The sequence below is a fragment of the Maledivibacter halophilus genome, assembly GCF_900167445.1.
Lineage (GTDB): Bacteria > Bacillota > Clostridia > Peptostreptococcales > Caminicellaceae > Maledivibacter > Maledivibacter halophilus.
Genome location: NZ_FUZT01000006.1, coordinates 208,881 through 234,304, shown reverse-complemented (window position 1 = coordinate 234,304; position 25,424 = coordinate 208,881). Strand labels below are relative to the sequence as shown.

The 25,424-nt window shown below is 32.0% G+C and carries 28 protein-coding genes and 2 pseudogenes; 3 read left to right on the top strand and 27 right to left on the bottom strand.

What is annotated here, in order from left to right:
- The first annotated feature begins 98 nt into the window (after positions 1 to 98).
- Positions 99 to 2,315: a leucine-rich repeat domain-containing protein gene (locus B5X81_RS13250; RefSeq protein ID WP_079492315.1), complete on the top strand. Its 2,217-nt coding sequence runs from the start codon at positions 99 to 101 to the stop codon at positions 2,313 to 2,315.
- A 182-nt stretch (positions 2,316 to 2,497) separates the two neighbouring features.
- Here the strand turns inward: B5X81_RS13250 and B5X81_RS13245 are convergent, their stop codons facing one another.
- Both B5X81_RS13245 and B5X81_RS13240 read right to left on the bottom strand, forming a co-directional pair.
- Positions 2,498 to 3,478: a DUF4003 family protein gene (locus tag B5X81_RS13245; protein WP_079492313.1), complete on the bottom strand. Its 981-nt coding sequence runs from the start codon at positions 3,476 to 3,478 to the stop codon at positions 2,498 to 2,500.
- Positions 3,479 to 3,688: 210 nt separating this feature from the next.
- On the bottom strand, positions 3,689 to 4,318 hold the full coding sequence (locus B5X81_RS13240; RefSeq protein WP_170917414.1) for a histidine phosphatase family protein: 630 nt from the start codon (positions 4,316 to 4,318) through the stop codon (positions 3,689 to 3,691).
- Positions 4,319 to 4,517: 199 nt separating this feature from the next.
- Here B5X81_RS13240 and B5X81_RS13235 point away from each other — a divergent pair, with 199 nt between their 5' ends.
- Positions 4,518 to 5,636, top strand: a complete 1,119-nt coding sequence (locus tag B5X81_RS13235) for a tyrosine-type recombinase/integrase (protein ID WP_079492310.1) — start codon at positions 4,518 to 4,520, stop codon at positions 5,634 to 5,636.
- 456 nt (positions 5,637 to 6,092) lie between these two features.
- On the opposite strand, the gene B5X81_RS13230 is transcribed toward B5X81_RS13235, so the two are convergent.
- The 8 genes and pseudogenes from B5X81_RS13230 to B5X81_RS13200 all read right to left on the bottom strand — a co-directional run bounded on the left by B5X81_RS13230 (position 6,093) and on the right by B5X81_RS13200 (position 11,859).
- Positions 6,093 to 7,052, bottom strand: a complete 960-nt coding sequence (locus tag B5X81_RS13230) for a hypothetical protein (RefSeq protein ID WP_079492308.1) — start codon at positions 7,050 to 7,052, stop codon at positions 6,093 to 6,095.
- A gap of 51 nt (positions 7,053 to 7,103) precedes the next feature.
- Complete coding sequence (locus B5X81_RS28785) at positions 7,104 to 7,319, bottom strand: recombinase family protein (RefSeq protein WP_079492307.1); 216 nt, start codon at positions 7,317 to 7,319, stop codon at positions 7,104 to 7,106.
- A 151-nt stretch (positions 7,320 to 7,470) separates the two neighbouring features.
- Positions 7,471 to 8,658 carry a M28 family metallopeptidase gene (locus B5X81_RS13220; RefSeq protein WP_244282097.1) on the bottom strand — a complete coding sequence of 396 codons (1,188 nt, stop codon included), beginning with the start codon at positions 8,656 to 8,658 and terminating at the stop codon, positions 7,471 to 7,473.
- Positions 8,659 to 8,750: 92 nt separating this feature from the next.
- Positions 8,751 to 9,521, bottom strand: coding sequence for a MerR family transcriptional regulator (locus tag B5X81_RS13215; RefSeq protein WP_079492305.1), 771 nt, complete (start codon positions 9,519 to 9,521; stop codon positions 8,751 to 8,753).
- Between the two features lie 86 nt (positions 9,522 to 9,607).
- Positions 9,608 to 9,715, bottom strand: a complete 108-nt coding sequence (locus B5X81_RS28780; protein ID WP_408606808.1) for a hypothetical protein — start codon at positions 9,713 to 9,715, stop codon at positions 9,608 to 9,610.
- A pseudogene (locus B5X81_RS28775) lies at positions 9,697 to 10,041 on the bottom strand (C40 family peptidase); the annotation flags it as partial. The gene B5X81_RS28780 and the pseudogene B5X81_RS28775, both read right to left, overlap by 19 nt.
- Positions 10,042 to 10,056: 15 nt before the next feature.
- On the bottom strand, positions 10,057 to 10,719 hold the full coding sequence (locus B5X81_RS13205; protein WP_079492302.1) for a TetR/AcrR family transcriptional regulator: 663 nt from the start codon (positions 10,717 to 10,719) through the stop codon (positions 10,057 to 10,059).
- A gap of 9 nt (positions 10,720 to 10,728) precedes the next feature.
- Complete coding sequence (locus B5X81_RS13200; protein WP_079492301.1) at positions 10,729 to 11,859, bottom strand: alpha/beta fold hydrolase; 1,131 nt, start codon at positions 11,857 to 11,859, stop codon at positions 10,729 to 10,731.
- A 546-nt stretch (positions 11,860 to 12,405) separates the two neighbouring features.
- On the opposite strand from B5X81_RS13200, the gene B5X81_RS13195 reads away from it, so the two are divergent.
- Positions 12,406 to 13,026: a CocE/NonD family hydrolase gene (locus B5X81_RS13195; RefSeq protein ID WP_079492299.1), complete on the top strand. Its 621-nt coding sequence runs from the start codon at positions 12,406 to 12,408 to the stop codon at positions 13,024 to 13,026.
- Between the two features lie 197 nt (positions 13,027 to 13,223).
- Here B5X81_RS13195 and B5X81_RS13190 read toward each other — a convergent pair whose 3' ends face one another.
- The 17 genes and pseudogenes from B5X81_RS13190 to B5X81_RS13115 form a co-directional block, all read right to left on the bottom strand.
- Positions 13,224 to 13,841: a HutD/Ves family protein gene (locus B5X81_RS13190; protein WP_079492298.1), complete on the bottom strand. Its 618-nt coding sequence runs from the start codon at positions 13,839 to 13,841 to the stop codon at positions 13,224 to 13,226.
- Positions 13,842 to 13,913: 72 nt separating this feature from the next.
- Positions 13,914 to 14,333: a hypothetical protein gene (locus B5X81_RS13185; RefSeq protein ID WP_079492296.1), complete on the bottom strand. Its 420-nt coding sequence runs from the start codon at positions 14,331 to 14,333 to the stop codon at positions 13,914 to 13,916.
- A complete protein-coding gene (locus tag B5X81_RS13180) occupies positions 14,324 to 14,791 on the bottom strand; it encodes a recombinase family protein (protein WP_208985059.1) in 468 nt (155 codons plus the stop codon). Before B5X81_RS13180 ends, B5X81_RS13185 begins: the two co-directional genes overlap by 10 nt.
- A 352-nt stretch (positions 14,792 to 15,143) precedes the next feature.
- Positions 15,144 to 17,525, bottom strand: coding sequence for an ABC transporter permease (locus B5X81_RS13175; protein ID WP_170917413.1), 2,382 nt, complete (start codon positions 17,523 to 17,525; stop codon positions 15,144 to 15,146).
- Position 17,526: 1 nt separating this feature from the next.
- Entirely contained in the window at positions 17,527 to 18,204 is a 678-nt protein-coding gene (locus B5X81_RS13170; protein WP_079492292.1) for an ABC transporter ATP-binding protein, read from the bottom strand.
- Between the two features lie 118 nt (positions 18,205 to 18,322).
- The gene (locus B5X81_RS13165) at positions 18,323 to 19,354 is read right to left on the bottom strand and encodes a sensor histidine kinase (RefSeq protein ID WP_079492290.1); all 1,032 of its coding nucleotides are present in this window, start codon (positions 19,352 to 19,354) and stop codon (positions 18,323 to 18,325) included.
- Positions 19,351 to 20,034, bottom strand: a complete 684-nt coding sequence (locus B5X81_RS13160; protein WP_079492289.1) for a response regulator transcription factor — start codon at positions 20,032 to 20,034, stop codon at positions 19,351 to 19,353. The genes B5X81_RS13165 and B5X81_RS13160 overlap by 4 nt, the downstream gene beginning before the upstream one ends.
- Positions 20,035 to 20,386: 352 nt before the next feature.
- The gene (locus B5X81_RS27855) at positions 20,387 to 20,536 is read right to left on the bottom strand and encodes a hypothetical protein (RefSeq protein ID WP_208985058.1); all 150 of its coding nucleotides are present in this window, start codon (positions 20,534 to 20,536) and stop codon (positions 20,387 to 20,389) included.
- Positions 20,514 to 20,882 carry a hypothetical protein gene (locus B5X81_RS13155; RefSeq protein WP_079492287.1) on the bottom strand — a complete coding sequence of 123 codons (369 nt, stop codon included), beginning with the start codon at positions 20,880 to 20,882 and terminating at the stop codon, positions 20,514 to 20,516. The genes B5X81_RS27855 and B5X81_RS13155 overlap by 23 nt, the downstream gene beginning before the upstream one ends.
- 76 nt (positions 20,883 to 20,958) lie before the next feature.
- On the bottom strand, positions 20,959 to 21,486 hold the full coding sequence (locus B5X81_RS13150; protein WP_244282096.1) for a hypothetical protein: 528 nt from the start codon (positions 21,484 to 21,486) through the stop codon (positions 20,959 to 20,961).
- Positions 21,474 to 21,866 (bottom strand): DUF4320 family protein, encoded by a 393-nt coding sequence (locus tag B5X81_RS13145; protein ID WP_079492284.1) that lies wholly within the window; start codon positions 21,864 to 21,866, stop codon positions 21,474 to 21,476. Before B5X81_RS13145 ends, B5X81_RS13150 begins: the two co-directional genes overlap by 13 nt.
- 49 nt (positions 21,867 to 21,915) lie before the next feature.
- Positions 21,916 to 22,463 (bottom strand): annotated as a pseudogene (locus B5X81_RS13140) (SF0329 family protein).
- A gap of 149 nt (positions 22,464 to 22,612) precedes the next feature.
- Positions 22,613 to 23,104 carry a Csac_0668 family 2Fe-2S cluster-binding (seleno)protein gene (locus B5X81_RS13135; RefSeq protein ID WP_408606802.1) on the bottom strand — a complete coding sequence of 164 codons (492 nt, stop codon included), beginning with the start codon at positions 23,102 to 23,104 and terminating at the stop codon, positions 22,613 to 22,615.
- A 196-nt stretch (positions 23,105 to 23,300) separates the two neighbouring features.
- Positions 23,301 to 23,651, bottom strand: coding sequence for a hypothetical protein (locus B5X81_RS13130; RefSeq protein WP_170917412.1), 351 nt, complete (start codon positions 23,649 to 23,651; stop codon positions 23,301 to 23,303).
- A gap of 93 nt (positions 23,652 to 23,744) precedes the next feature.
- A complete protein-coding gene (locus B5X81_RS13125; protein WP_208985056.1) occupies positions 23,745 to 24,053 on the bottom strand; it encodes a hypothetical protein in 309 nt (102 codons plus the stop codon).
- A 127-nt stretch (positions 24,054 to 24,180) separates the two neighbouring features.
- Complete coding sequence (locus B5X81_RS13120) at positions 24,181 to 24,390, bottom strand: hypothetical protein (RefSeq protein ID WP_079492283.1); 210 nt, start codon at positions 24,388 to 24,390, stop codon at positions 24,181 to 24,183.
- Positions 24,383 to 25,423 carry an RcpC/CpaB family pilus assembly protein gene (locus B5X81_RS13115; RefSeq protein WP_139380330.1) on the bottom strand — a complete coding sequence of 347 codons (1,041 nt, stop codon included), beginning with the start codon at positions 25,421 to 25,423 and terminating at the stop codon, positions 24,383 to 24,385. The genes B5X81_RS13120 and B5X81_RS13115 overlap by 8 nt, the downstream gene beginning before the upstream one ends.
- Position 25,424 lies beyond the last annotated feature (1 nt).

Below are 25,424 nucleotides of genomic sequence, written 5' to 3'. Positions count from 1 at the left end.
AGTTTAAATCTGATATAATTAATAATGAATATATACATTGCTAATATCAATATAAACAATATTTTTTAAAATATATCTTAGAGAAGGAGGCAATATTCATGAAAAAAAATCTGTTACTTATTTTAACAATTATTATTTTACTGGGAATACCAAAAGAAACTTTGGCTCAAGAAAATGATACTTATATTATGCATCTTCCAAGTTTTAACATAAGTATAATGGGGAATGAAGTTGATAATTTGCACAATAGAAATCCTATCTTAGTTTACAATGGGATAACATATATACCAGTAACCGATACATACGGTAAAGCATTATCTTTTGAAGGCAATTGGTCACAAAGAGGTCTTACAATAAATGCATCTAAAGAGCCAGGACAATTTATTCAGGATAAATCTGTAATTAATGATATAAACCAAAAATATCATGCTGTTAAACCTAGCTTTAATGTATATCTCAATGAAATGACTATTAATAATAAAATTTCTAACTATCCTATATTGGTCCATAAAGATATAACCTATTTTCCCCTTGTTGAAGAATACTTAAATAAGGGTTTAAACATATCTGTGAAATGGACTGAAGACTATGGGCTTATTATTAGTTCAAAGGCTAATAAAGAAGAAGTAGATAATGCTAAAAATCAAGATATAAACCTAAATAAAATACTTGAAAAATCTATTAGAGACAAACTGGAAAAGCCCAGCGGTGCAATAACAAAGTCAGATTTATTGTCCATAAAATCTTTGAATTTATCAACACAAACCCTTAATAATTTAAGTGGAATTGAATATTTAGCAAATATCGAAGAGCTTTATATAGATGATAATAATTTAGTAGAAATACAAAGTCTTGCATCATTGACTAAATTGAAAGTTCTTCATCTTCAAAGAAACTCCATAGAAAATATCACTCCATTAAAGGGTTTAATAAATTTGAAGGAATTATCTTTAAATGGTAATAAAATTTCGTCACTAGAACCCTTAAGGGGATTAACAAATCTTGAAAAACTATATTTTACTGATAACAATATTACAGACATAAGCCCCCTTAAAAACCTAGTGAATTTAAAAAGCCTTTATATGAAGCATGGTAATAATATAATAAACTTTAGTCCTATAGCTAATTATTATAATAATCTTACAGATAGCGACCTGGTTCTAAATGAAGAAGAGCTTCAAGCAGTGCTAAATAGTATACAAAGCCCCTATCTTAATATATCTGAGCTCATTGAAGAAGCAGGACAAAGAAAGGTAATAAATAACTTTAAACTTAACGGCTTCTATGCCATAGCTTCAAATGATCAGTATAATAGCTTTAAAAAGGATAATAGTATAAAGATTTTTGATTCTATATCCTTTGGGTGGGCCTTGATTGATTATGACCCTGATACGAATAAATCCTTTATCAATATCAGCAGCTCAACAAATGAGTTTCGTATTCCTGAGGGCTATAATGATATATCAGACTATATGAAAATAAATAAAATAGATACTAATATTAACATCTATGCATCCAAAAATTATGAAGCTATATTTTCAAATTCTGATGAATTGATAAATCAAATAGTAAAGATACTAAGGGGAAAAAATAAGCAATATAAGAACTTAAGCTTTAATGGTGTAGTAATAGATTTTGAAGAGCTTCCTGCTATCCATAAGGAAAATTATATAGTGTTTCTAAAAAAACTTGATAATAAACTCACTAAATATAATAAAAACTTAATTGTTGCAGTTTCTCCATCAAATTCCTATGATTTTGGAAAAATATCAGAGATTGCCGACAATATAATTCTTATGCTCCATGATTATGATATTAAAAACAGTGCTGGCCTATCAGTCACAAATAACAAAATAGATAATCCTAATACCCCTATTGAAAAAATAAAGGGTGACCTTATAAATATATTGAATCAAATTGACAGAGATAAGTATATGTCCAAGCTTTACCTTCAAATTAACTTTTCAATAAGTCAATGGAAGGTTGGCGATAATGCAATATTAAATCAAACACCCTATACACCAAAGTATGATAATTTAGTTGAGAGGATATATAAAGAGATTGAGTCTGGTAAAAATATTGATGATATAATAGGATATGATCATATGTATCAAAATCCCTATATAATCTATACCGAAAACGGTGTAACCAATTCAATTTGGTATGAAGATACTAGAAGTGTATCAGCTAAGATTAAGCTTGCCAAGGAACTAGGACTAGGTGGTATATCACTGTGGAGAATTGGAAATATCCCTAATTATAGTTCAAATATATATTTAGATACATGGGATTATATAAAAAGAATTAATGATTAGACTAAAGGACCGTTTTAATATAATACGGTCCTTTCTCAATAATATTGTTTATTACCTTAACTTGTATTTTAAATCAATATAATATCATCCCCTATATCTGCTTCTGAATAGAAAATATAAATATAGTAAAGCTATACCAGCAACTAAATATGATAGTACTGGAGGAACATTAATCCTAAACACTAATTGGCTGAAGAAGCAGCAGCAACAGAAACAGTCATTCCAGCTATTAAGGCAGAGGTTTGAGCAGCAATCAAGGTCTCTATAGATATGTTGATTGTGGTATCAATTAAGCTATTTGTCTTTTCTTTTTCCTTTATGTACTTTTCACTAACCATAGCCGATGCCAAAAGTACATTCATCCCCTTACCAAGCCATTTATATTTTTTTAAACTATTTAAATACCTAGATAACTCAATTAAATCTCCAGCAACAATACCATTATTATCCTCCAATAAAGATATCAATCCCAGGGCTGCATAATAATTAGAATATATTTTTAATCTATTTTCCCTCAGCTTATCATATAATCTCTTACATCTTTTCACCGTGACTTCTACCTCTTCGTTGCTAAAGGATAAGATATGGGAAAGAAGCTGCAGTCCATTTCCTTTACTAAATCCTTCCTGGTTTAACTTTGTATAGTATTCTTCTATAGTATTTACAGATCTATCAAAACCTGCAATCAGTATGCTTAAAGGATAATCATCTCCACTTGTTAGCCAAGGATGATTTTTTCTCATTTCCCTATAAATTTCATAGGCTTTGGTTATTCTACTATCAATTAGGCTATCCTCACAAGTTAATAATAAAGTATAGTTAGCAATGGCTAGATACTGACTGTTTTTAAATCCAGCTTTTCTCAGTTTTTTATCGTATTCAAGCATCTTCATGAATTTTTCTTCCGGATTATTAAATTCACTACATAAAAGCATTGCCAATATGAACATAGGATTACCCCTATAACACGAAAACATACCTGTATTTTCTTTTATTACCTTTATAACATTATCAATTCTTCCCTTGTCAAATTCTTTCTTTTTCTGCATATATATCAGGGCAGCAAAATGCTTTGATAAATTATGCTGCCATCTAAATTCCTCATTTATTGTTAAAAACATTTCCAGCATTTGATCTGCTTTTTCTTTTAATGGTATACTCATATTTTCTCTCCTTAATATATAGATTTCCCATAGCAAAATTCAATTTATGAATATCAAAATATACAGAGCTTTTAGGGATTTTTGATGTGTATAAATTAACTGTTTTGCTGGAATATCTATAGGTTTTATATAGTAAAACTTAGTTTATACATGTACGAATACGTAAAACTAATATTAATAAAGAAATACAAAATATCTCTTTTAACTTTCTTAACAAATTTCCTTTACATTGTTTTCAAGATGTGAAATATCTCCATGTAATTTGACATTTGTCTTTTCATCATCAATCTCAATTAAACTTAGGCTTGTTGGATGTATATATGGTAAATCCCATAGTTTTTCTAAGGGTCTCTTTTCAAAGTAAGCCATAATTTGTTTGATAACAATTGTATGGGTCACTATTAAAATATTCTTCTCATCATTTTCTCTGATTATTCTTTTTAAGCTGCCGATAACTCTTTTCTTTAATTCGCTATAACCTTCCCCTGAAGTTGTTTCAAATAAATGGGGTTTATTCCAAAACAAATCATACTCTTTAGAATATTTTTCTATGACATCATCATATTTTAAGCCTTCCCAGTCACCTAATTTCATTTCTGATAAAGCTTTATCCTTTATTATTTTAATTTCCCTATTGTCTTTTATAATTTCTGCAGTTCTATAGGCCCTTTGCAAATGACTTGAATAAATTAAATCAAAATTCTGACTAGCTAGTCTATCTCTCAGCATTCCAGCTTGTTTTTCTCCAAGCTCTGTTAATAAAGAATCTTTACTACCCTGAAACCTTTTTTCCAGATTCCACTCCGTTTGTCCATGACGAGTTATAAACAATCGTATCACAAATTTTCCTCCTATTTATCTTAATTTCCATTCAATTATAACATATATTACTAGTCATAATAATCTATGACTTTAATTTTAAAATAATTGTATTTAAGTTGATTATTATATAGAATATTAATATGAGATAATTGTATAATCTCTTAAATATGTCATTTAAAATTAGTAATATTTTATATGCTTTTAAGGAGGATTTAGCATGGAAAGTAAAAATTTCAAAATTCATAACAAATCATCTAAACCCGATAATATTGTTAAATCTGAAAATGAATTGATTAATAAATGTTTATCAATTGAAGCCCAACTGCCTGATTTTATGAGGGACTATTTTATATTTTTAAAAAACAGCATATCCTTATCCTCAAGACATGCTTATTTGAATGATATTGTTTTTTTCTGTAAATATCTAATTTCAAACACCAATATAACTACTGCTGGTACTACAAAGGAAATTTCTGTAGAAGAATTTAATAGAATTAAAGCTAGGGATGTAAACAGATTTATTGGAGACTATTGCAGTAGATATTTAATTAATAAGACTGACACTACGGTTGTAATGGAAAACCATAATAGGGCTCTGGCAAGAAAAAAATCATCCCTTGTATCATTGTTTAAGTTTTTATATCGTGATGAAATAATTAAAAAAAATATAACTGATGGATTCAATCCTATCAAACTGCCAAAGCCTCAACCAGATGCTATTAAAAAACTGGAAATAGATGAAGTTGCAATAATGCTGGATGCCGTTGAAAAAGGAATAGGCTTAACTGAAAAGGAAAAGCAATATTGGGAAAAGACTAAATTAAGGGATAAAGCTATTCTTATTTTACTTACTACATATGGACTTAGATTAAATGAATTACATCAATTAAATATATCATCCTTTAATTTTAATCGTGGAGAATTCAAAATTTATAGAAAAAGAGGTAAAGAGGTCAATATGCCTTTAAATCAATCTGTTGAAAAAGTAATAAAGACCTATTTAAAGGAGGAAAGACCAAATCCTGAAAGTATATCTGAAGAGCATAGAGATGCGTTATTTTTATCTTTACAAAAAAGGAGAATGTCAAAACTGTCTATAAGAAAACTTGTTAAAAAATATACTTCTATAGCTTTGGATACTACTAGAGAAAGTGGATATAGCCCTCATAAACTTAGAGCTACAGCAGCCTCTTCCCTTATACAGTACGGCTTTTCCATATATGATGTGCAAAATCTACTGGATCATGATAATGTTACAACAACACAGCTGTATGCAGCCCATAAGAAAAATGTTAAAAGAGAAATAGTTAAAAATTTTGAATGGCTTGAGGAGTAAAAAGCGTCTAGGAGACGTAATTGAATATGTAGAAAAAAATTAGACGAAAAAACAGATATTATGAACTTTATTTTAAAAAGAGCACCTACATTATGGTAACGGGTTTACTTTTGGGGTGCACACAACCCTAATCACATTAAATTTAGCATGCTAATTAACAATCAAATTAGCATGCTTTTGTTTGCGTTAATTTGAGCAATCATATCTGTTTTATAGCTTGATTATCAATAGAATTAACATATTAAATAACAAGAGACTTACTGTCATAAATAAATCTATTTATAGTGTTAAAAGCGATGCTAAACCCATTGCTAATTTAGATGTTAAAAATCATCTTTTCGTAAAAAATAAGATGTTAAGGTAAAGATGCATATATGTCAACTTCACTTTCAAAATTAAAGACTATTGTTGAGGTTTGTTTACCTACAATAGTCCTTTTTTCTATACTATAGAATTTTATTCGCTTAATACGCTTAAAGCAATAACATATATATTGTCTTTACCAAAATAATAACCGTGATGGGTTCTAACCTGCCCCAATTCTTCTTCGTTGAGTGATGATGCAGGCAAAACCACCTGAATACTACCTGTTTCATCTACTAACTTTGCACTTAAATAATCTTCTTTATATGGTACAGCCTTGGAGTTTGGGAATATTGTACTTGGCAGTTCATCATCTTTAAGCTTTCTTATATTTTCTAAGTGACCTTTAACTATTATGCCTTTAGTAGAATCCACATCCTCTTCATTCATTGAGACAATATCAGATACGGTGATGTTTTCTAGTATTTCTACTTTTTCTCTCTTCATTGCATTTTTCCACATATTTACTATATTTAATGAGTAATCTTCATAGGCATCAGTATTCATTATTTGAATTCCTATAAGGGTAAAATCTTCTGTCCCTTCCTCAAGGGGATTTAAAGTAACCTTAAAATGAGCATTATCTATTCTCTTTGACCAAACTGCACGCCCATATTCCTTATCCCTTCTATTGTTACTATACTTAACAAATTCTCTATATACTCTTTTGTAATCATTACTATTACCATATAGAGTACAAGCTAATTTGAACATGTCTTCCCATTCATTTTCATTAATCGTCGCTTTTAGAGGGTCCTTACCCAGCTTTGATATGGAAAAGAAATTTAATCCCAAATGTCTCATCTCATCTTTACTATAACTACTTATAGTAGAAATAATTTTATCATTTTCATTTTTGAGTGTGTAAATGGTGTGTCCTTCTTGAAAAGATTGTGACTTTTCTATAAACCATGATGACTCTTCTTGTGCTAAAACTTTTTCTATAACTTCACTGTCAAGAGGAAAAGCATATTTAACATCTTCAGGACTACATGCAGTAATCAACAAAGACAATGAAAGTACTAGAATCATAAAACCAATATTTTTTTTCATTTAAATCCCCCTAGTTAAATATTCTCAGAAAAAATAACTCAGTATTAATAATCATACATAGACATGGAAGTTATTACCTTTTTTTAATGAGTTATATAAATTATAACCTATCTTCTTCAGTACTTCAAAATTTTCTCTTTTACCATCACCGGTTTTTCCTCTGTTTTTATTTCTTCGATTCAAAATCTCCTGTGCTTTTTCAAAGACTTCCTCATTGATAATCGGCTCATGATGTTCACGAATATAGAATTGGTCTTCTTCTCCCATATTATCTAATCGTCATTTAAAAATTGGGTCAACATACCAAGAATAGTAGATGGTAGGTATCTAAAGTTTGCAGACGATTAAGTTCCTTTTCCGGCAGTTCAGAAAACGGGCATTCTTTGAGGATTTTTTTCCCAACAGAACGACGGCAATTTCATTTAAAATTTTTAATAATTTCTATTAAAACTGAAACGGTAGGCAATATTAATTCATAATCAATGGTATTCATTGTATCTAGTGGTGTATGTGTATATTCTAAAGCGCCATCATAAAAGTCTGATGATGTAACAGCTATACATGGTATTTTATTAAAAGCAAATACACAATGGTCACCAGCAAACCACTCATTACCTTTTTCTATGTACTCATGATTTTGAATTATATTATCTATTATGGAAATCGTGTTTTTTTTAAGATTATAATACGAGATTGCTGTTTTGGAATTTTTGTGACATGGCGAATCAATATTTATTACTAATTTGATTTCAGATTTCTGCTGTGTGATATAATCCAAATATTTCAACTGTCCATTAACACCAAAATATTCTTCGCTATTAAATGGAACAAAATCTATATCAAATGATGTCGCTACAGATTTTAAACTTTCCATTAATTTCATTAAAACTGTAACACCTGTAGCATTATCAAGCGTTCCGGCAGTATTATATTTACTGTCCATATGTGCACATATTACAATTTTTCCAAGACTGTTTTTATTCTTTTTAAAGGCAACTAACTGTTTGCTTTCACTATGTTTATTCTTAGAATTTATTTTCAAGTGTATGGTGGATTCATTTTCAATAAGTTCTAAAATCCGTGGTAATAGACTATTACTTGCATACGCAGTAGGAATTAATAAATTACCATCTTCAAACATAGGAAATGGATTCATTCCATTAAACTGACTCTTTCCGGTCAAAGAAACAATAGCTTTAGGTTTCTTCCTTTCCAATAAAGTAATAATTTCTTTGTGTTCATCTGGATAATAAAAAGGAAAATCTTTTGGTTGTAAAGCGCTTTGAGCTAAACTACCGTATATAATTAAGATTTTATCTTTTAAATATTTCTCTCTTAATTCCTCTAAGGAACTTATAAAAAGTACATTACCGGTTCCATTAAAATATTTTGAGAAAGGACTGGCATAAATACTTAGTTTAACTGTTCCGATTCTTATTACAGATTCTCCACATTTCCAAACATTGCAATCAAATGGTAAAGAAGTAACAGTATAACCTTCGTTTATGAATAATTCTTCGATATAGTTTATAAGCATAGCATTTTTTTGTGTGCCAACTGGACGTTCTATTGCAACTCTTTGTAAAAAATCCAAATTGCTAATCATCAATTTTCCTCCTATTCTAATTGGGTTAAAAATACACCACCCCTTTATTCAAAGTATAGCATTGAATAAAGGGGTGGTGTACAAATGTAAAGTTAATCTTCTAGTATGGATACTTGCTCAAAGAGAATAGGGATATTTTGTGCTGCGTTATATAATTTTTTTAATTCATATATCCATCTGTCACCAACTGAAATAATATCATTTTCTATCGAAGGGGTATTCAAAGCTATAATAATCATCTCCGGATTCCCTGTATTTAACATTAGTAAACTACTATGGATTGCAGCTATACTATAGCCTGCTTGTCTTAGCATATATATAACTTGTATTCTTTTAAACATAGATTGTGAATATAGTTTTTCACCGAATTGACCAGTATTATCAGAATAAATTAAATAGTTTCTTTCCCAATTTCTTATAGTCTCAACAGTAACCCCAAAGAATGCTGCAATTTGTCTCCGTGAAAAAAAGTTTCCATCAAGAAGGTTTTGATTATTACACTTTTTAATTGCCCAAACTTTTAGGATATTAGCTGTATTATTTGCAATTTTAATTTCATGTTTTATTAATTCTATATATTCTCTTGTATAATACTCTCCTTTATCCCATTGCTGTTTTCCAGAAGCCCACATTATTTTGTTTCCAGCATCTCTAATTCGTTTATTAAAGAATGGATAACCATATATACACCTACATATTTTGACCTGTAAAACATGAAGTTCAGTAAAGATACGATAATTATTATCTTTTCTTTGAGCTAGTGAAATATAACCTAAATGTTCATATAATCTTATTGTATTAGGATGTAAGTTATACATTTTAGCTAATTCCGATGTACTAAAAAATTTTGTTGTTTTTCCCATGTTCTCACCAGCCTCATGACGATTTTCTTATTATATAATAGCATAGTTTGAATGTTTATACTAAACAAACAAAACTTTAAATCCATTTACTTTGTGATAATCCAATTTTCTTTTTTTTCTAAAGTCAATATGAATTGTGAAATCTGTACAGCTTTAGTCCTATTGTCAAGATATTTTACAGAAACAGATACCAGTGTACTTGATTTCCACTCCAGTTATAGACCGGATTTATCAGTTCTGAAAATACATAATCTTTCCCGATTGGGTCACCAGCATAGTACATACGGTTATTTCCCTGATATATCCCCACATGGGGAATGTAAGTATCTGCATCATAGGTAGAATGAAAAAAGACCAAATCCCCAGCCTTTGCTTCGGATAAATGTATATGCTGCGTTACGTCGTATTGCTCCTGCGCGGTTCGTGGCAGGGAAATCCCTGCTTTTCTATAGCCCCACTGAATCAGACCGCTGCAATCAAAGGAAGTGGTCGGGGAAGCACCGCCGTATACATATTTATAATCAATGATACAAGTTTAGTCATTGATTATAAAATTCAGAGTTCCACTTGGTGCACCAAGTGCTCTTTCAAGGGTGTTTTGGTAAAATAGAATCAAGTCATTAATTTTTTTGTAACCTGCATGAGAATTATCCTCAAAAGATGGATCAGTAATGAATGTAGCTATTTTTTCTTTACAGAGTGAGGTTAGACGTATATACAATTCAGCCATTTCTTGTGGGTTAGTAGTATTAAAGACACCTTCTTTTATACCTTGTTCAATAATAGATTGAATATATTTAGCATTCACATCTAGAACTTTTTGCATAAATTTTTTAGCTATATAAGCGTTTTCATCTTTTTTTTGTAAATCATATAATTGACGATAAAATGATGCATTATCCCTTCTCAATTGATTGGCTGCGTGAAAAATATGGTCGAATTTGTCTATAGCACATAAATCATCCTTGTTAGAAATAGTTTCTATGGATGCTTGCATCTCTTGTGTAAGATGATCAACAATAGTGTCTAGGAGTTCTTCTTTTGAGTCAAAATAGTAATAAAAGGCGCCCTTGGTAATGTTAATGGCTTTTAAAATATCATTAATGGAGGTTTTTTCATAGCCCTTTATTATGAACATTTCAATAGCTGTTTCAATAAATTCTTTTTTGCGTTCATCACCTTTTTTTGCTGTCCACATAGTTTATTATCACCTTTTCCTTTCAATCCAATCTAAGATGTAATCTAGAGCGAGACCAATATTACCTATCTGACAATGATGGGAAGCATATTCATTTTTCGTAAATATTCTTCCGGTCACGGATTTTGCATGGGTAAGTGCTTTTTTCTGCTTATCAAAAAATGATGTGTAAATATCTTCTTCTCCTGCTAGCAGGAGGACATCCTGATCAATGTACTTAGATATTTTTTTAGTATGATACTTTTTCATACTGTTTATATACTGCCAGATTGAATGAACACCGAATGTATGATAGCCTTGAAGGATTAACCAGTGAAGAAAAAGATTATCTGCTACTTTTTCTTCCGCTTTTCTCCAAAAATAACTTTCTTTAAAGGGTAAAAAACATCTAATCAAAATCTGTAAGTGCTTTGGAAATTTGCATAAAAAAGCATTATAAAAATCATAAATAATATCATAGAGAACAACCCGTCCAATTCTTTTTTCGAAAGCAGCCGCACGAGCTGCCAGATATCCACCTAAAGATATCCCAATTAATGTTACATCATCTATAGCATAGTGATCAAGGATTTTTGAAACAGGTTTTTCCCATTCATGGGTTAAAACCATGTCATACTCATTAAGGGCTCCGCCTTGACCGGGACCTTCAAACATAATAACATCATATCCCTTATTAACAAAAGTTTTGCAAAAAGGATACAGCTCTTGAATAAATGAATCATAGCCACCATGTAATACAATCCATCCTTTACTTGGTTGATCCGTCATTATGCGCATAATAGGTAAATAACCCTTATCATATGGAACCTTTTCATACAGAATAGGTTCATCTTCATAAGCTTTACAATAGGCTTTCATACATGTATCATACAACTTATTTTTTTCAGGATCTCGACCCAACGCAAAGAATTCAGCACCACGAAGGTAAGTAGCACCTACAAGCCATTGATTATTATTTATAGCCTCTTCTCCTAATTCTTTAAATACCTTTTTTGCAGACTCAAAGCTGTTGATACGTTCACCAACTTCTTTTAGTTCATCATACCCTAAAAATCCAGTTGAATACCAACGGTTCAGTTGAAAATTCAGTAAGTTATTATCATTGAAAGAATGATATCCTACAGGAAATTTAAATGACATGGTTTCACTTCCTTTCTTTTATATACTATTAGTATAATTATACCAGTGGTATGTTTTGAGTGTCAATAATTATTTGCTGATGATAAAGTGTTACCTCATTTAATAATAACTTCTAACTTCAATTGGTGTATTGTATAAACAATCAATTTCCACTAACAACTAACAAGTATAGATTCAGTTCGGAAGTAGTTTATCAATATATGTTTTAGTATAATAATGAAAAAATATAAAGCTCAAAGTATAGGACTCTTTGAGCTTTATATTTTGTATTTATCACCTTTCTATCAAAACATGTGGAGACGGTAGTACGACTACAAAAATTATAATTGTCCTAATTGAACAAATACTAAGTTGGTAAAAGATTTGCACAAAGATATAGCCTCAGATATTATTAAATCTAACCGAATATCTTTATCTAATTACTAATCAAGATACAATGTAATAAAATCGTAAGAAATTCTTAAGCAATAAGTTAAACAGTAAAACAATAACGGATATAAAATATTAGTATATTTTAATTTACTTATTGTATAGGAGGATATTATAATGAAGAAGATATTGTTAGCATTATTGGTAATAGGTATATCAGTAGTTATGATAGCTGGTTTTATACCAGAAAAAATCCTTATGTTGCCAGTAGGATGTGCACAAAATCAATCGACATATGTGACCATGAAAGATGGGACAAAAATTGCAGTAAGAATATCATTGCCATATGGAATGAAGAAAAATGATAAAGTACCTACCATAATGGAGACAACTAGATACGGTACAAAATATAAAAAGACATTCTTACTCAATGCATTGTTTAATCTTGGTATAGGAAAGGAAGTAGAATCAATATTTTATGAGACTCTATTAAAGTCAAATTACGCATTAATAAGAGTAGATGCAAGAGGGTCAGGGGCATCATCTGGGAATAGAGATATGGAATGGTCAAAAGAAGAAATAAATGATATGAATCAGATAATAGAGTGGATAACAAAGCAGTCGTGGTCTAACGGTAAAGTAGGAACATATGGCATATCATATAGTGGTAACACAGCAGAACTTGCAATTACAAACATCCAGAAAAAATGGTCTCAACCTATTAGGCAATGGAATGAATGTATATCTCAAGTAGGAATATATTTTAGTGAAAGATTAAAAGAAGAGTTGTCTATATAATCTATAATACTCAAAAATATAGGGGTAACTTGACAGTCACCTCTGTTGCCCTCCGGGCTATTTATGCATAAACAATTAATAATTATTCACATGTGAATTTTTAATAAATCATCCATTTACACAAAATAATTTATATTCTCTATCCTAGTTGCATAATACCGATTCTCCTTATTTAAATGCTGTCCATATAAATAGTATTAATAGGATATACTAGCTATAATCAAATCAGCCTTTCTATTTTTTTCATTATATACTTTAAAATCCAGATCACTAAAATCATTTTTAGGTGTTATCAAAACAATATCACCTTCATACAAAGTAATCATATCATCAGCCGAAATCTTTATTTTTATTTGTCCATTGACACAATATATAGCTTGAACGTTTTGTGAAAATTCCTTCTTATTATCAAAAGAAATCATATTAGATTGTTCTTTCTCGAGATGTATAGCCTCTAATTCACCTTCACAACCTTCATTCATCATCAAATTAAAATCTATCACTTTTCCAAAACTTTTTGTTTTCCAGCTCCCACTAAAGTGATCTTGATTAAATGATTTTAAAATACTTCTATGATGACCTTCATGCTCTAATATCAGCTCTCCTTCAATAATCATAATAATCCTATTAATATTAGGAAGTGATGTAAAAACAGATTCTTCTACCTCCACCTTTGCTGAGCTTAAACGCCATTTGAAATTGTGTTCACTATATATGGCATCCTTTGGAAAAATTGCAAGTTGAGTTGTAGTCCCACCTGACCATTTTGAAACTTCAAGCTGATCTTTTCTGATTAATTCAATTTCATATGACATGTTATCAACCTCATTCATTTAAGTTTAGTTATTATAACCTATTTGATTTACTATTTTCAATATATCTACTTCTTATATATCCTTACTACTGTCTCCACAGGTATCGTTTCCGTTATAGGAATACACAATACCATCTTTAATACCATGTATTCCATTAGGCTTTTTTACAGTACAGTCCTCCTCTAATTGTAAACCTGTTTTAAAAATAAAAGTTACTGAATAAGGATTTCTTGTACCTGACTCATCGACTTTCCCAATGATTACTTCGTCGATGACATTCTCAAATATTTCTCTATCAAACTTTTCTAGTAGCTCATTATTGTCAAATATTTTTCTAAAGGACTTCATCTTCTTCTCTAGTTCTTTTTGTTCTTCATATGCATTCCCTACTTGTTCTTGTTCCTCTTTGAGTCTTTTTATTTCCGATGTAGTATTATGATACTTATCTTCATATGTTTCTTTGTTAATTATACCATCAATATTTAATTCCACAAGCTTACTAAGCTTATCTTCTTAATCTTATTAGTGAGATTACTTTTACTTATTGATTCTTCAACAGTTTTTACAAATTCTATTACCACATCTTTATTATTAGTACACATAGTATTAAATGCATCTACAAAAGCAGCTTCTAATGCTTGTTCGCTAATACTTTTAAAATGCTCACAATATCTTTTGCCCTTTTTCGTACCTGTATTATATTTTTCATTCTTAATAATCCCCCTAACGGTGCTTTCACCCCAGTTAGTACTACCTCTTTTGGTTCTATACTTTAATGCTGTCAATTCCTTTGCAATCACATAACATCCATTGCCTTCAGTATATCTTTGAAATATGTATTTGACTATTTCTGCCTCTTTTTTATTAATGGTTATAACCTTTTCTTTTGGGTCATAATCATATCCTAAGCAACCATTGAAACCTACTAACTCTCCTCTTTTCATCTTCATTTTCAATCTCATTTTCACATTGGATGATATAGATTCGCTCTCTTGTTGGGCTAATGAACTTAAAATAACCAGTAGCATTTCACCATTAATTATTAATGTGTTGATATTTTCTTTTTCGAATTTGAAAAGCGATGCTTTTATTTTATAAAATTTTAAGGTTTATTTCTAGGCGTGTTAGGGCTTACGCTTACATTATAAGTATTCATGTAATATCTTCATCTTATATAGTGCAAGTTTCATGAATATCACTCCTTTATTTTTCTTATTCTTTTCTACTATATACACACTAAGCTCCCAATAGATAGCGAAACACAATTCACTATACAAAAATAAGAATTGTATTTTTGTTATATTACTCCATTGAATTAACACGTTCTAATAGCGGTTGTTTTTTCATATAACGCACAGCGACTACCGAATAGCAAAGATGAATGACCATTAGAATAGCTGTAAAAACAGCAGCTTCCAGAAACGGGAAGCGATAGGTCAAAACACCGAAAACACCCATTTGATTGAGCTTTGAACAAAGCAGCATACCGGCCGCAGTTCCGGCTGTGATAGCAATTATGAGGGTGATAACTACATACCAAAGGCATTCTGCCGAAAGCATGACTGCCATTTGCCTGAAACTCATGCCAATTGATTGTAAAATACTTAGTTCCTGCTGTCTTGCAATAAGATTAGTCATTAAGGTGTTGATTAAATTTATTAACGCAAAGACAAATAAAAATGTTGCTAATATATAAGCAGCTTTTATAGATTGATCAAGGGATGGCTGCAGTCTATCTGCGATATCTTGTTTCGTGGTTATGTCAATTCTGGCATCATCTACAACTTCAAATATATTTTTACGCAAGGTATCCGAATCATAATCGGCATAGATATACCAAGCTGTATTAAAATTATTCGTTTCAGGATAAAATTGCTTCAGCGTTTCATCAGTTACATAAAAAAATGATGCTGCCACAGCAGGATTGACAGTACCCTTTGCAATTCCCAAGACAGGCAACTCCATACTCTGTCCGTCAAAAGATGAGCAATGTAAAGTATCTCCAATTTGGGGTGAGTATCCAAACAGTTTCTTGAGAAGATTTTCATCATCACCGACTATAACTCCGTTTTGCTTTAGCAGAGCACTGTATTCGGCTGTACCTTCCATCTCAAAATTTTCTGGGAAAAATTTACTCATCTGATTTTCTGTTAATCCTGTAAAAGCAATTCCAGCTGTTTTCTTAGGCAGCTCCACTTGAATATAGCTGCTATTGTACCGGGTGATACTATTCACGGCCTCCAATGATGTCAGTCTTTTATACAAGTTTTCATTTAACGGATTTTCTTTTAATAATGTCTGTTCTTCTTCCATATCATTCAGCTTTAAAGTCAACATGTAATTTCCACCAGACAACTGGGATGATGCCATACTGTTAACATCAATGGATACGGCTAAAGAAGCAATGCACATGAACATAATTGCAGTCAGGCCTAAAGAAATAAAAGTGAATACGGATTTTTTCCGATTGCGTTCAAAATTCATCCCGGCTAAGGAAACAGGTGTGATGCGGCGATGCAGTCGTAATGAAACACTCTTTGATTTATCTGAATATGGATTAGAACGGACTGCTTCAATTGCAGATACCCGTCCGGCTAGCCTGATTGGAACTCGGGTAGATACTGCCACTGCTAAAAACATGACAATCGCTACACCTAAAGATGACTGTAAATTTTCCTGCCAAACCCAATATTCGGGCCTCATAGCAAATATTGCAACACCTGAAAGTAAAACCCCTAAAGGAACAGCATATAATAAAAGCACTATGGTTTCACGCCGTACAATACCTTTTAATTGTTTTGTAGTAGCGCCGATTGCTTTTAATCTTCCATATACTCGAATTTTTCCTGCCACAGAAATATAGAATATATTATAAATTACCACACTGCAGGCTATTACAAGCAAGGTTCCTACAATGTACAGCATGACGCGCCCTGATGCCTGTAAGTCTATCATGCCAAAGTAATTGGAACTATAAAAGATTTTGTCTTCCGGAACTCCGTTTGCCAATAGAAAGTCTTTAATTTGATTTTTCAGAACGTCCTTATTTTCTGTATTATCATCTGCGAAACGAAAACGAAATTCAAAAACAGGCTTCTCGGGAGAATGAGCTATAGCATATGCTCTGGATAAAAGAACCATAAAGGAGCGAGAAGCATTATCGCTCTGCATGATACCTGTTATAGTATATTCCCTCTTTGCTCCATCCCCTAAGTCAAGCAATATAGTTTGCCCTATCGATTGTGGCAGATTAAAGTATTTTAAAAAATCCTGCTCAACCATAATGTCCGTTTCTTTTTGTGGCAAGTTCCCTTCAATGGGTGGGCGCTTTGCAAGCTTCATCTGGTTTTCATCTTCGTATAATACAGATAAATTTGTATCCTGATAGCGTATTAAACCGATTCGTTTAGCTACGCCCCACTGCTCAACTTTCGGACTTTCAGAAAGAGTATTAATCAGTTCCTGTGAAATATCCACACAGCCGGCTTGATAGTGCCCTCTTATACGTTCCTCCAATTCTGCTTTTTGAGCAGAAAGATAAAAACAAAGGGAGGATAAAAGAACTGTGGTAAAGGCAATTGTAACTATAATAATCCATCTTCGACGTTTATCTGCTTTTAAGCTTTTATATGCAAGCTTCTTTACGATTGATTTATTATTGTTTCCAAAAAGAATATCATTCACTTTACTTTCCCCCTTGATGCACAATTTTCCCATCTTCAATGCGGACAATACGGTCGGAAAGCTGTGCGATCTCCGCATTGTGGGTAATCATAACGAGGGTTTGATTAAATTCACTGCTTGTGCGCCTCAGCAATCCAATGACATCCGCACTTGTCTTACTGTCAAGGTTGCCGGTAGGCTCATCAGCCAGTACAATGGCAGGCTTAGTAATAAGAGCACGGGCGATAGCGACTCTCTGCTGCTGCCCGCCTGACAGATTATTAGGCATATTTCTCAACTTATCTTCTAATGCTAACATCTCCACAATTTTATCCATAAATCCTTGGTCTATTGTTTCACCGTCAAGATCAACAGGGAGAACAATATTTTCATAGACATTCAAAATGGGAACAAGGTTATAATTCTGAAAAACAAATCCAATATTACGGCGGCGAAAAATGGTAAGCTGTTCATCGTTTAGTTTTGAAAGATCTTTCCCTTTTACTATAACGCTGCCCGAAGTAGGAATATCTAACCCACCCATCATATTTAGCAGGGTTGATTTACCGCTGCCGGAGGTTCCGACAACAGCTACAAACTCTCCCTGTTCAATGGAAAAAGTAACACCATCTAATGCTTTTGTAATATTCGGCTCTGTACCATAATATTTTTTAAGTTCCATTGTTTGTAATATACTCATACAAACACCATCCTTTCTTACTAATGGCATTATTGTAAAGGACAAATCTCGCAGAAATGTCACGAGAAAAATTTTTTCAACACTCGATTCTTGCAAAATCGTGACATTTGAGATTAACCTACTTACGGGGTAAAAATACGGAAAAGGTAGAGCCTTGTCCGATTTCCGACGCCACTCTGATATAGCCGCCCTGCATGGTAATAATTTCACGCGCAAGGTATAAGCCAATCCCGATACCCGGAGTATCGTGTACTTCCTTTTCCCGATAAAATCGTTTGAAAATTTTGGCTTGATGAATTTCGGGAATACCCTTGCCTGTATCAGTTATGTCAATTTTCAAAAACATTTCCCAAATTTCAACGGCAACACGAATACAGCCGCCGTTCGGGGTATATTTTACGGCATTGTCAAGAATATTGAACAATGCTTCGCTTGTCCACTTGCGGTCGTGAGATACTTCCAGACTTTCCTTGCAATCAATGTCAACCGTAATATGCTTTTGCTCTGCATTTAGTAGAATGCCGCCCAAAGCCGCTGCAAGGGTATCATAAATTGATTGCTTTTTCTTTTCTAATGAAATAATGCCTGCTTCCAAACGGGAAGTTTTAATCATGGCTTGCATGAGGAAATCCAGTTTATCAAGCTGCCCTCCGCAAGCTGACAAAAACTCCTTACGCTTTTCTTCCGGCATGGACTGTTCCAACAATGTAGAGTTTACCATTTTAAGATTTGCTATCGGTGTTTTTACCTGATGAGAAATATCCGAAATTAACCCCTGTAAATCGGCTCTTTCCTTTGCAATGCTACGTCGGTTTTCCCGCATGACTTCATATAAACGTGTCAACCGATGATTGATTTTATAAAAAAGGCTTTCTTCCTCCGCAATCTGAGGCGGCTCAATCTCCCCAGTCATCATGTCGTCCAATAGTCGGCATAAGGTGTCCGAAAAGGCCGTCAGCTTCTGGCGTATAAGTATGATGAATAGTACTAAGCAGAAAAACACAAGAACAGAAAACAGAATCCCGCCCCATATTACGTTTAGATTGTCAGTCAGCAAATAGAGTACAGTAATCATTAATACAGATAGCAACACAAGTAAAGTACAAACTATAATACAGGCTTTGTTGATAGAGAGTTTTGCGGTAGTCATTTCTTTATGCCTCCAATCCACATATAGCCCATGCCGTAAACGGTTTTGATGTATTGAAAGCTGCCGGTTTCGATCTTATTCCGTACCCGGCTGATTGCCGAGGTCAAAGCGTGTTCGTCAACAAAATTACCGTCTATATCCCATAGCTTTTCAAGAAGAGTTCTCCGGGTCAAAACGATTTGAGAATTTTTTATCAGCACTTTCAATAAGCGATATTCCATAGGCGTAAATGAAATTACTTCCCCGGCGAGGGTGGCGGTCATTTCAGAAAAATTGATAAATAAATTTCCGTCGTCGTAGCAATCGCCGCCGTATTGCTTTGAAACGCGGGTAAGCAAAGCAGCTACTTTTTTCTGAAAAACGCTCATGAGAAATGGCTTTGTTACATAATCATCCGCACCCAATTCAAAGCCCCGAAGCTGGTCGTTTTCCATATCACGGGCTGTCAGAAAAATTACGGCGGTATCCGGCCGGCGCTCCTTTATTTCTTTGCAAAAATCAAAACCATTACCGTCCGGCAAATTGATGTCAAGAACGATGAGGTCATAATCCTGTTTCATACTAAGCTGTTTCGCCAAGTTTTTTGTCATAGCAGCGTCAACAGAATATCCCGCTGCTGTCAGGTTATAGCAAAGTGTATTATTCAAAAGGCGGTCATCTTCAACCACTAATATTCGCATAAAATCACTTCCTTTTCTTTAAGGTATCAGAAGAATGTCACAGAAACCTCGCTATAAATTATTTTTGTTTTCTTTTTTTCGTCCATCAACAGGCTTTGTTTTCCTTCATATGTATTTTATATAATAAAATATATATTGATAGACTTACTTTTGATTTATTTTAATACCTAGTGTAATTAATAAATATCTAATATTATCCAATTATGTTATACGACTTTTCATAACCAAAAACAATTGTTTACCAACTTCTAAAATCTTAACTACTATAAATAATATCCCATTTATATTCTTTCCTCAATATCCCTTCCCCTTAGAGATGTACAATTCAAGGTATGACAGTATTACTTAGCCCCTATGACAAAATGGCACTAAGGGACTGTTTTAACCGTTGAATTACTGATGTTTTAGGAAGTTTCGTCCTTTTAGTTTTCTCATCATTAACAGTTTTTTCTCTATCACTTTCATCCTGAAACATAAGATCATTCATGATTACTAAATCCATTGAAATTGAAAATAATATTATATTCAGTTTCTCCTAATAGCTTTAAACCTTTTTCATAGAATGGCAATTCATGAGGCTTGTTCCCTGTACATAGAATTCTTATATTACAGTTTAAAAACCCTTTCATTGTTCTATTATCTAAGACCCCTAAATCATATATTATAAAGTCAAAAACTATATTATTACTAGAATTTATCCCTTCAAATGCAATCCCCTTATATCTGTAACCATCATCAATTTTCTTCATTTTGTAATGCTCAGCTATTAATTGTAAATGACCACTTTCATTGGCTTCTATATAGCTTACATTCGCTCCTATAGAATTTAAATAAGCAACAAACTCCATGGCAATAGTTGTAGTTCCTACTCTATTTTGGGTACCAACAACTATATATTACTATATTTTTCCTGTCAATAAAATTTCAAAATTTTGGTGTGAATTTAGCTTCTACCTTCAGAGGAATGACCATATCAGGCAAAGCATTCCAACCAAAACTGAGGGGAACGCTTAGTGTAATAAACACATTAGCCTTAAATTTGTCCTTCTTATCTCCTCTAAATCTAGCATTAATAATCTCTACCTCAAGGTCATAAAGGGCATATTCTATTTCATGATTACCTGTATATTTGACATATTGACTGCCATTTCTTTGTAGCCCTAAAAGCTGAGATAAATCTTTATATACTTCCCCTTCGTCAATATCACTTTCCCAACTATTGCATTCCAGTATATATCCCCCTGAATATCCTTGTCTAAGTCCATTATAATTATTGTCCCAGTTATTAGTTACTACTGAAATAACCGATGATCCAACACCATCTCTTACTCCCTTGGCAATAATTTTTAGTCTCATATATTCTGATATAGCTGTAAAAATAATCATAAAAATAAGGACTAAAACACATGCCCAAATGACTACATTTCCTTCCTTATTTTTTAATCTTTCCAATAGATTTCGCTCCTTCCTGTAGCTTTCGATGCTAATGTGATCGGAAATGAGCCAAAAGAAAAGAAACCTATATCGGTTTCTAATGTAAGAACTAAACTAAATATATGATTAAGTTGTATTTTGCCAGTAGTTGACCAATTTATATTAGGGTCAAGCCCTGTATTGGCTTTTAGTTCATTAATTCTATTTTTTGTTTCATTTCCTATATAGCCTTCTATTTCTGCACACCGTACTGCTTCATCTGCAAAGGTGTCAAGCTTTGACTTAGCTATGAATACTGGTAGAACTCTAGTGGCAAATGCAAGCATTAAAACCACCACAAAAACAATGATGACTGTATATATATAGCCTTCTCCATGTTTATCTTTTAAAATATTCAACTACATAACCTTTCTTTCAAGAAAAAAAGATGACCCTCTATGAGTCACCTTATCTTTCAAAACGTATATTTTCCACATCTAGTCTTAATTCATAAAACTGCTTTAACCACTCTTGTTGGTCATTTACTTCACTTTTTAGTTTATAAAGTGTTCTTTTACCAATTCTTCTGTCTAATATTGAAAATAATCGCACTAGAGGATTTGTTGAATTTATACTCTCTTTTATTGAATGGTGTAGGTAAAAATCAAGAGCTTTTGTAAATAAGGATCAATTATACCTTTATCAATGCAAATCTCATCAACCCTTTCTTCAATCTCCTTATTTTCATTATCATAAAGGATTTCCTTACCATTCCATGAACGTCTTGGAATTTCCTGTTCTGCTCGAATTTTATCTATAAGAGGGTTAGCTTCCCTATAAAAGTCATATATATTTCCACGTATAACCTCTTTTTCATCTATTAATATGGCTATTCTAGACTCCTCGTCATGAGCCTTTCTGTATTTGGTAATAAAGTATCTCACTCTACCTCTTAATTTTTCACATAATAAATCTTGTTCTAGTCTTTTCTTAATTCCACTCCATGATTGTCCCATAGGTACCTCCTGATAATATCTGTAGCTATACCGTAAACTGCCTATATTAAATATAAACTATGTTGAAGCATATTGTTTTTTATAATATTTTTATAATAAACTAGTTGCATTCTGTTGATTCATAATATAAGAATGATGTGTCATGCTTTCTACTTATTATCTAAAACTTTATTGATAGCTTTCTGAATAAAAGGACCACAACATTTACTTAAAGGATTATTGATTTCACACTTCCCATTCTTCATCGCTCCAGTAAGCCTAATAATATCCTTTATATTTTTTGCCCCATCATGTAGAACTGCGTTAACAATTTGCTGCTCTGTAACTTGATTACAGTAGCATATATATTTAGGGTCAGCATCTTTTTTATACCAAATAGGAATTTTAATATCTTTTTTTCTAAATATTATATTCTTCTCTAAATCATAGTAGACAACATCACAATCTTCATTTAAACAAATACGATAACTCCTATCATGTGGCATGTCTACAAAACTATCTATCACAAAATGTTTAACAGTTATGGCTTTGACCTCTTGGGTGACCCCTTTGCATGTAGGGCATATAGAAATTTTTTCTACTGTACCAGTAGAATTTTCGTTACTTGTTCAACAAGACCTCTTAACATCGTTATTTTCCAATAAGTGCACCTCCAAAGTTAAATCATTACTTCGCAATTTTCTACAATCTTGAAACAACTTTATAAGATTTATATTATTTTTATCTAGTTTCTCGTTCATTATTTCTTTTCGCCTGTTTTATGTCATGTTTTAAGGACAGTGGAGAATTAGTGTATTTATAGCTTATGTTCGTAACCTTAACCTAATATTTTATAGGTTAAACACCATAATGTATAACATATTTATTTTCCCTTATAGCCTTTCTAATCAATGCCATCAGATTTGCTAATTCTTTTGAATCTCTAGACCTGTTGTCATTAGTTATAATGTTATAAAAAGCATCCAATGATTCTGGCGGTATTAGTGTTACTCCCCATCTTGCTAGTGCATATTCTGGTCTATTATAATTATGAAAATACGTCTTTATTAAAACCAGTTCATTCCACCAACCATCTATTATATCGTCGTCAATAGCAATACAATTATATTTTTGTGGTTCATATTCTGAAGAATAATCCTTGTTTTTATCAAAATTATCTATTATACCGAATTCAGCAACACATGGCATCTTACAGTCACCTCTAACCTTTATTTCATTTCAATTCATATTTTAATATTTCTACCATGAGTTAATTATACAAATACAAAATGTTATTGTCCACTAAAACAACCTCCCCATATTCTCCACAATTTGAAGCATCATAACAGTAAGATACATCACAATAAAGCACCCTAGCATTAACATTGAATATCTTCGTATTTTTCCAGGACGTTTCATTACCTCTGATTTAAGCCTTTGAAGTTCTAATTGTTTAAAATCATGGGATAACATCTGAAAATAGACCACATTATTATCTCCACGGATAACACCAATAAGTCCTCTAACCACATCTGATAACATACTACTTCCTATTCTTGTTTCAAATCGTGTTAATGCGGACTCTACATTTCCTGTTTTCATATCTGCCACAGTAATTTCTAATTCTCTTTTAAATATACCACTAGTATTATTTTTATAGGTATCTAAAATGGATAGTACATCTCTACTGGCTTGTAGCTCCTGTGTAAGGGCTGAAACAAATCGAGGTAATTCATATTCATTGGGTCAATGTAGGTATCTCTAAAGCTTTTCCTAGTGATCTATCCTTTTCAGAAATAAATGGAAGTATAGTTCCCAATGATGGAGCTACTATATCACAAAATACGACTATTACATTATGAGTCTTTGAAAGTTCATTAGCCAATTTTACACTAAATATTGTCTTGCTACTATTAGGGCTTCCCCAAATAGTTATCGCTTTATTCAATGTCCATCACCACTCTTTCTTCTTCCATTTGTTCCTCTTTAAGTTGTTTTTCTGCTACTGGATTACGGACAATAGCTTCCTCTGTTCCTTCAAATACTTTATCTTGTTGCTCTAAAAAAGCCTTTGTATTCTCATGGTCTCCACGATATACAAAGGCTAGATGTATTTTCCCATTAGCTTCTAGGTCAGCTAATAAGATAGCTTGTTCCTCATTAATTTTTAGGGTTACTGTAGATGGTAGTGCTTTTTCTTCTCCCTCCTTATTTGCTGTTTCTTCTGTATTATATCCTGTTTCCAAGGTAACTGCTAAAACCTCTACATATTTTAATTCTTGAGGCGATAAGGTTTCTTTTTTATCTCCATAATCTGCCACGTAGACTGATACAATATCTCCACTTTCCAATTTGCCTGATAAGCCATTTGCAAAGCTTCTAATAGTTACAGAAATAGCTCTTTTTTCTCCATCAAAATCTTCAAGGTAATCATATTCAGCTAATGGCTCATTTGATGATATATCAATTCCATTATTTGAAAGTCTTAACCAATACATATTAGATGTTATTTGATTATTATAATAAACGAAAGATGTATTCCTCAAATACTGCTTTAATTTATTACTATCAGAATCTATTTTCTCAATTGTTGCACCAGTAATAAAATTATTTATCTTGATATCATTAACTAAATTATCATCATCTAATACTATAAATTTCTTTTCAATTTTTGAATAAAATATTATTATATAATGATGTATTTGACCATCTGCCATATCATATCTTAATTTGTTAAGTAATGTTGTTTTGCCAGCACCATTTTTACCTACTATTGCTGTTAGCGAACTTACCCCTTCACCATAAAACGATATTTTAGAACTTGGTTTTGGACATATATCTATTCTTTTAGACTGTTCATCAAAAACAATTTTAAATTTATTTGATAGACAAACCCCTTTACCAAAATTTATTGCTGCATTACTATATTTCATACTTTCATCTAATTGCCAGTAAAAGCATAACTCATAATTTTCAATCATA

Coding starts and splice junctions, on each gene's coding strand:
- B5X81_RS13250 (WP_079492315.1), top strand. CDS start 99: ATGAAAAAAAATCTGTTACTTATTTTAACAATTATTATTTTACTGGGA.
- B5X81_RS13245 (WP_079492313.1), bottom strand. CDS start 3,478: ATGAGTATACCATTAAAAGAAAAAGCAGATCAAATGCTGGAAATGTTT.
- B5X81_RS13235 (WP_079492310.1), top strand. CDS start 4,518: ATGGAAAGTAAAAATTTCAAAATTCATAACAAATCATCTAAACCCGAT.
- B5X81_RS13230 (WP_079492308.1), bottom strand. CDS start 7,052: ATGAAAAAAAATATTGGTTTTATGATTCTAGTACTTTCATTGTCTTTG.
- B5X81_RS28785 (WP_079492307.1), bottom strand. CDS start 7,319: ATGGGAGAAGAAGACCAATTCTATATTCGTGAACATCATGAGCCGATT.
- B5X81_RS13220 (WP_244282097.1), bottom strand. CDS start 8,658: ATGATTAGCAATTTGGATTTTTTACAAAGAGTTGCAATAGAACGTCCA.
- B5X81_RS13215 (WP_079492305.1), bottom strand. CDS start 9,521: ATGGGAAAAACAACAAAATTTTTTAGTACATCGGAATTAGCTAAAATG.
- B5X81_RS13205 (WP_079492302.1), bottom strand. CDS start 10,719: ATGTGGACAGCAAAAAAAGGTGATGAACGCAAAAAAGAATTTATTGAA.
- B5X81_RS13200 (WP_079492301.1), bottom strand. CDS start 11,859: ATGTCATTTAAATTTCCTGTAGGATATCATTCTTTCAATGATAATAAC.
- B5X81_RS13195 (WP_079492299.1), top strand. CDS start 12,406: ATGAAGAAGATATTGTTAGCATTATTGGTAATAGGTATATCAGTAGTT.
- B5X81_RS13190 (WP_079492298.1), bottom strand. CDS start 13,841: ATGTCATATGAAATTGAATTAATCAGAAAAGATCAGCTTGAAGTTTCA.
- B5X81_RS13180 (WP_208985059.1), bottom strand. CDS start 14,791: ATGAAGATGAAAAGAGGAGAGTTAGTAGGTTTCAATGGTTGCTTAGGA.
- B5X81_RS13170 (WP_079492292.1), bottom strand. CDS start 18,204: ATGAGTATATTACAAACAATGGAACTTAAAAAATATTATGGTACAGAG.
- B5X81_RS13165 (WP_079492290.1), bottom strand. CDS start 19,354: ATGACTACCGCAAAACTCTCTATCAACAAAGCCTGTATTATAGTTTGT.
- B5X81_RS13160 (WP_079492289.1), bottom strand. CDS start 20,034: ATGCGAATATTAGTGGTTGAAGATGACCGCCTTTTGAATAATACACTT.
- B5X81_RS27855 (WP_208985058.1), bottom strand. CDS start 20,536: ATGGATTTAGTAATCATGAATGATCTTATGTTTCAGGATGAAAGTGAT.
- B5X81_RS13155 (WP_079492287.1), bottom strand. CDS start 20,882: ATGGAGTTTGTTGCTTATTTAAATTCTATAGGAGCGAATGTAAGCTAT.
- B5X81_RS13130 (WP_170917412.1), bottom strand. CDS start 23,651: ATGCCATGTGTTGCTGAATTCGGTATAATAGATAATTTTGATAAAAAC.
- B5X81_RS13115 (WP_139380330.1), bottom strand. CDS start 25,423: ATGATTGAAAATTATGAGTTATGCTTTTACTGGCAATTAGATGAAAGT.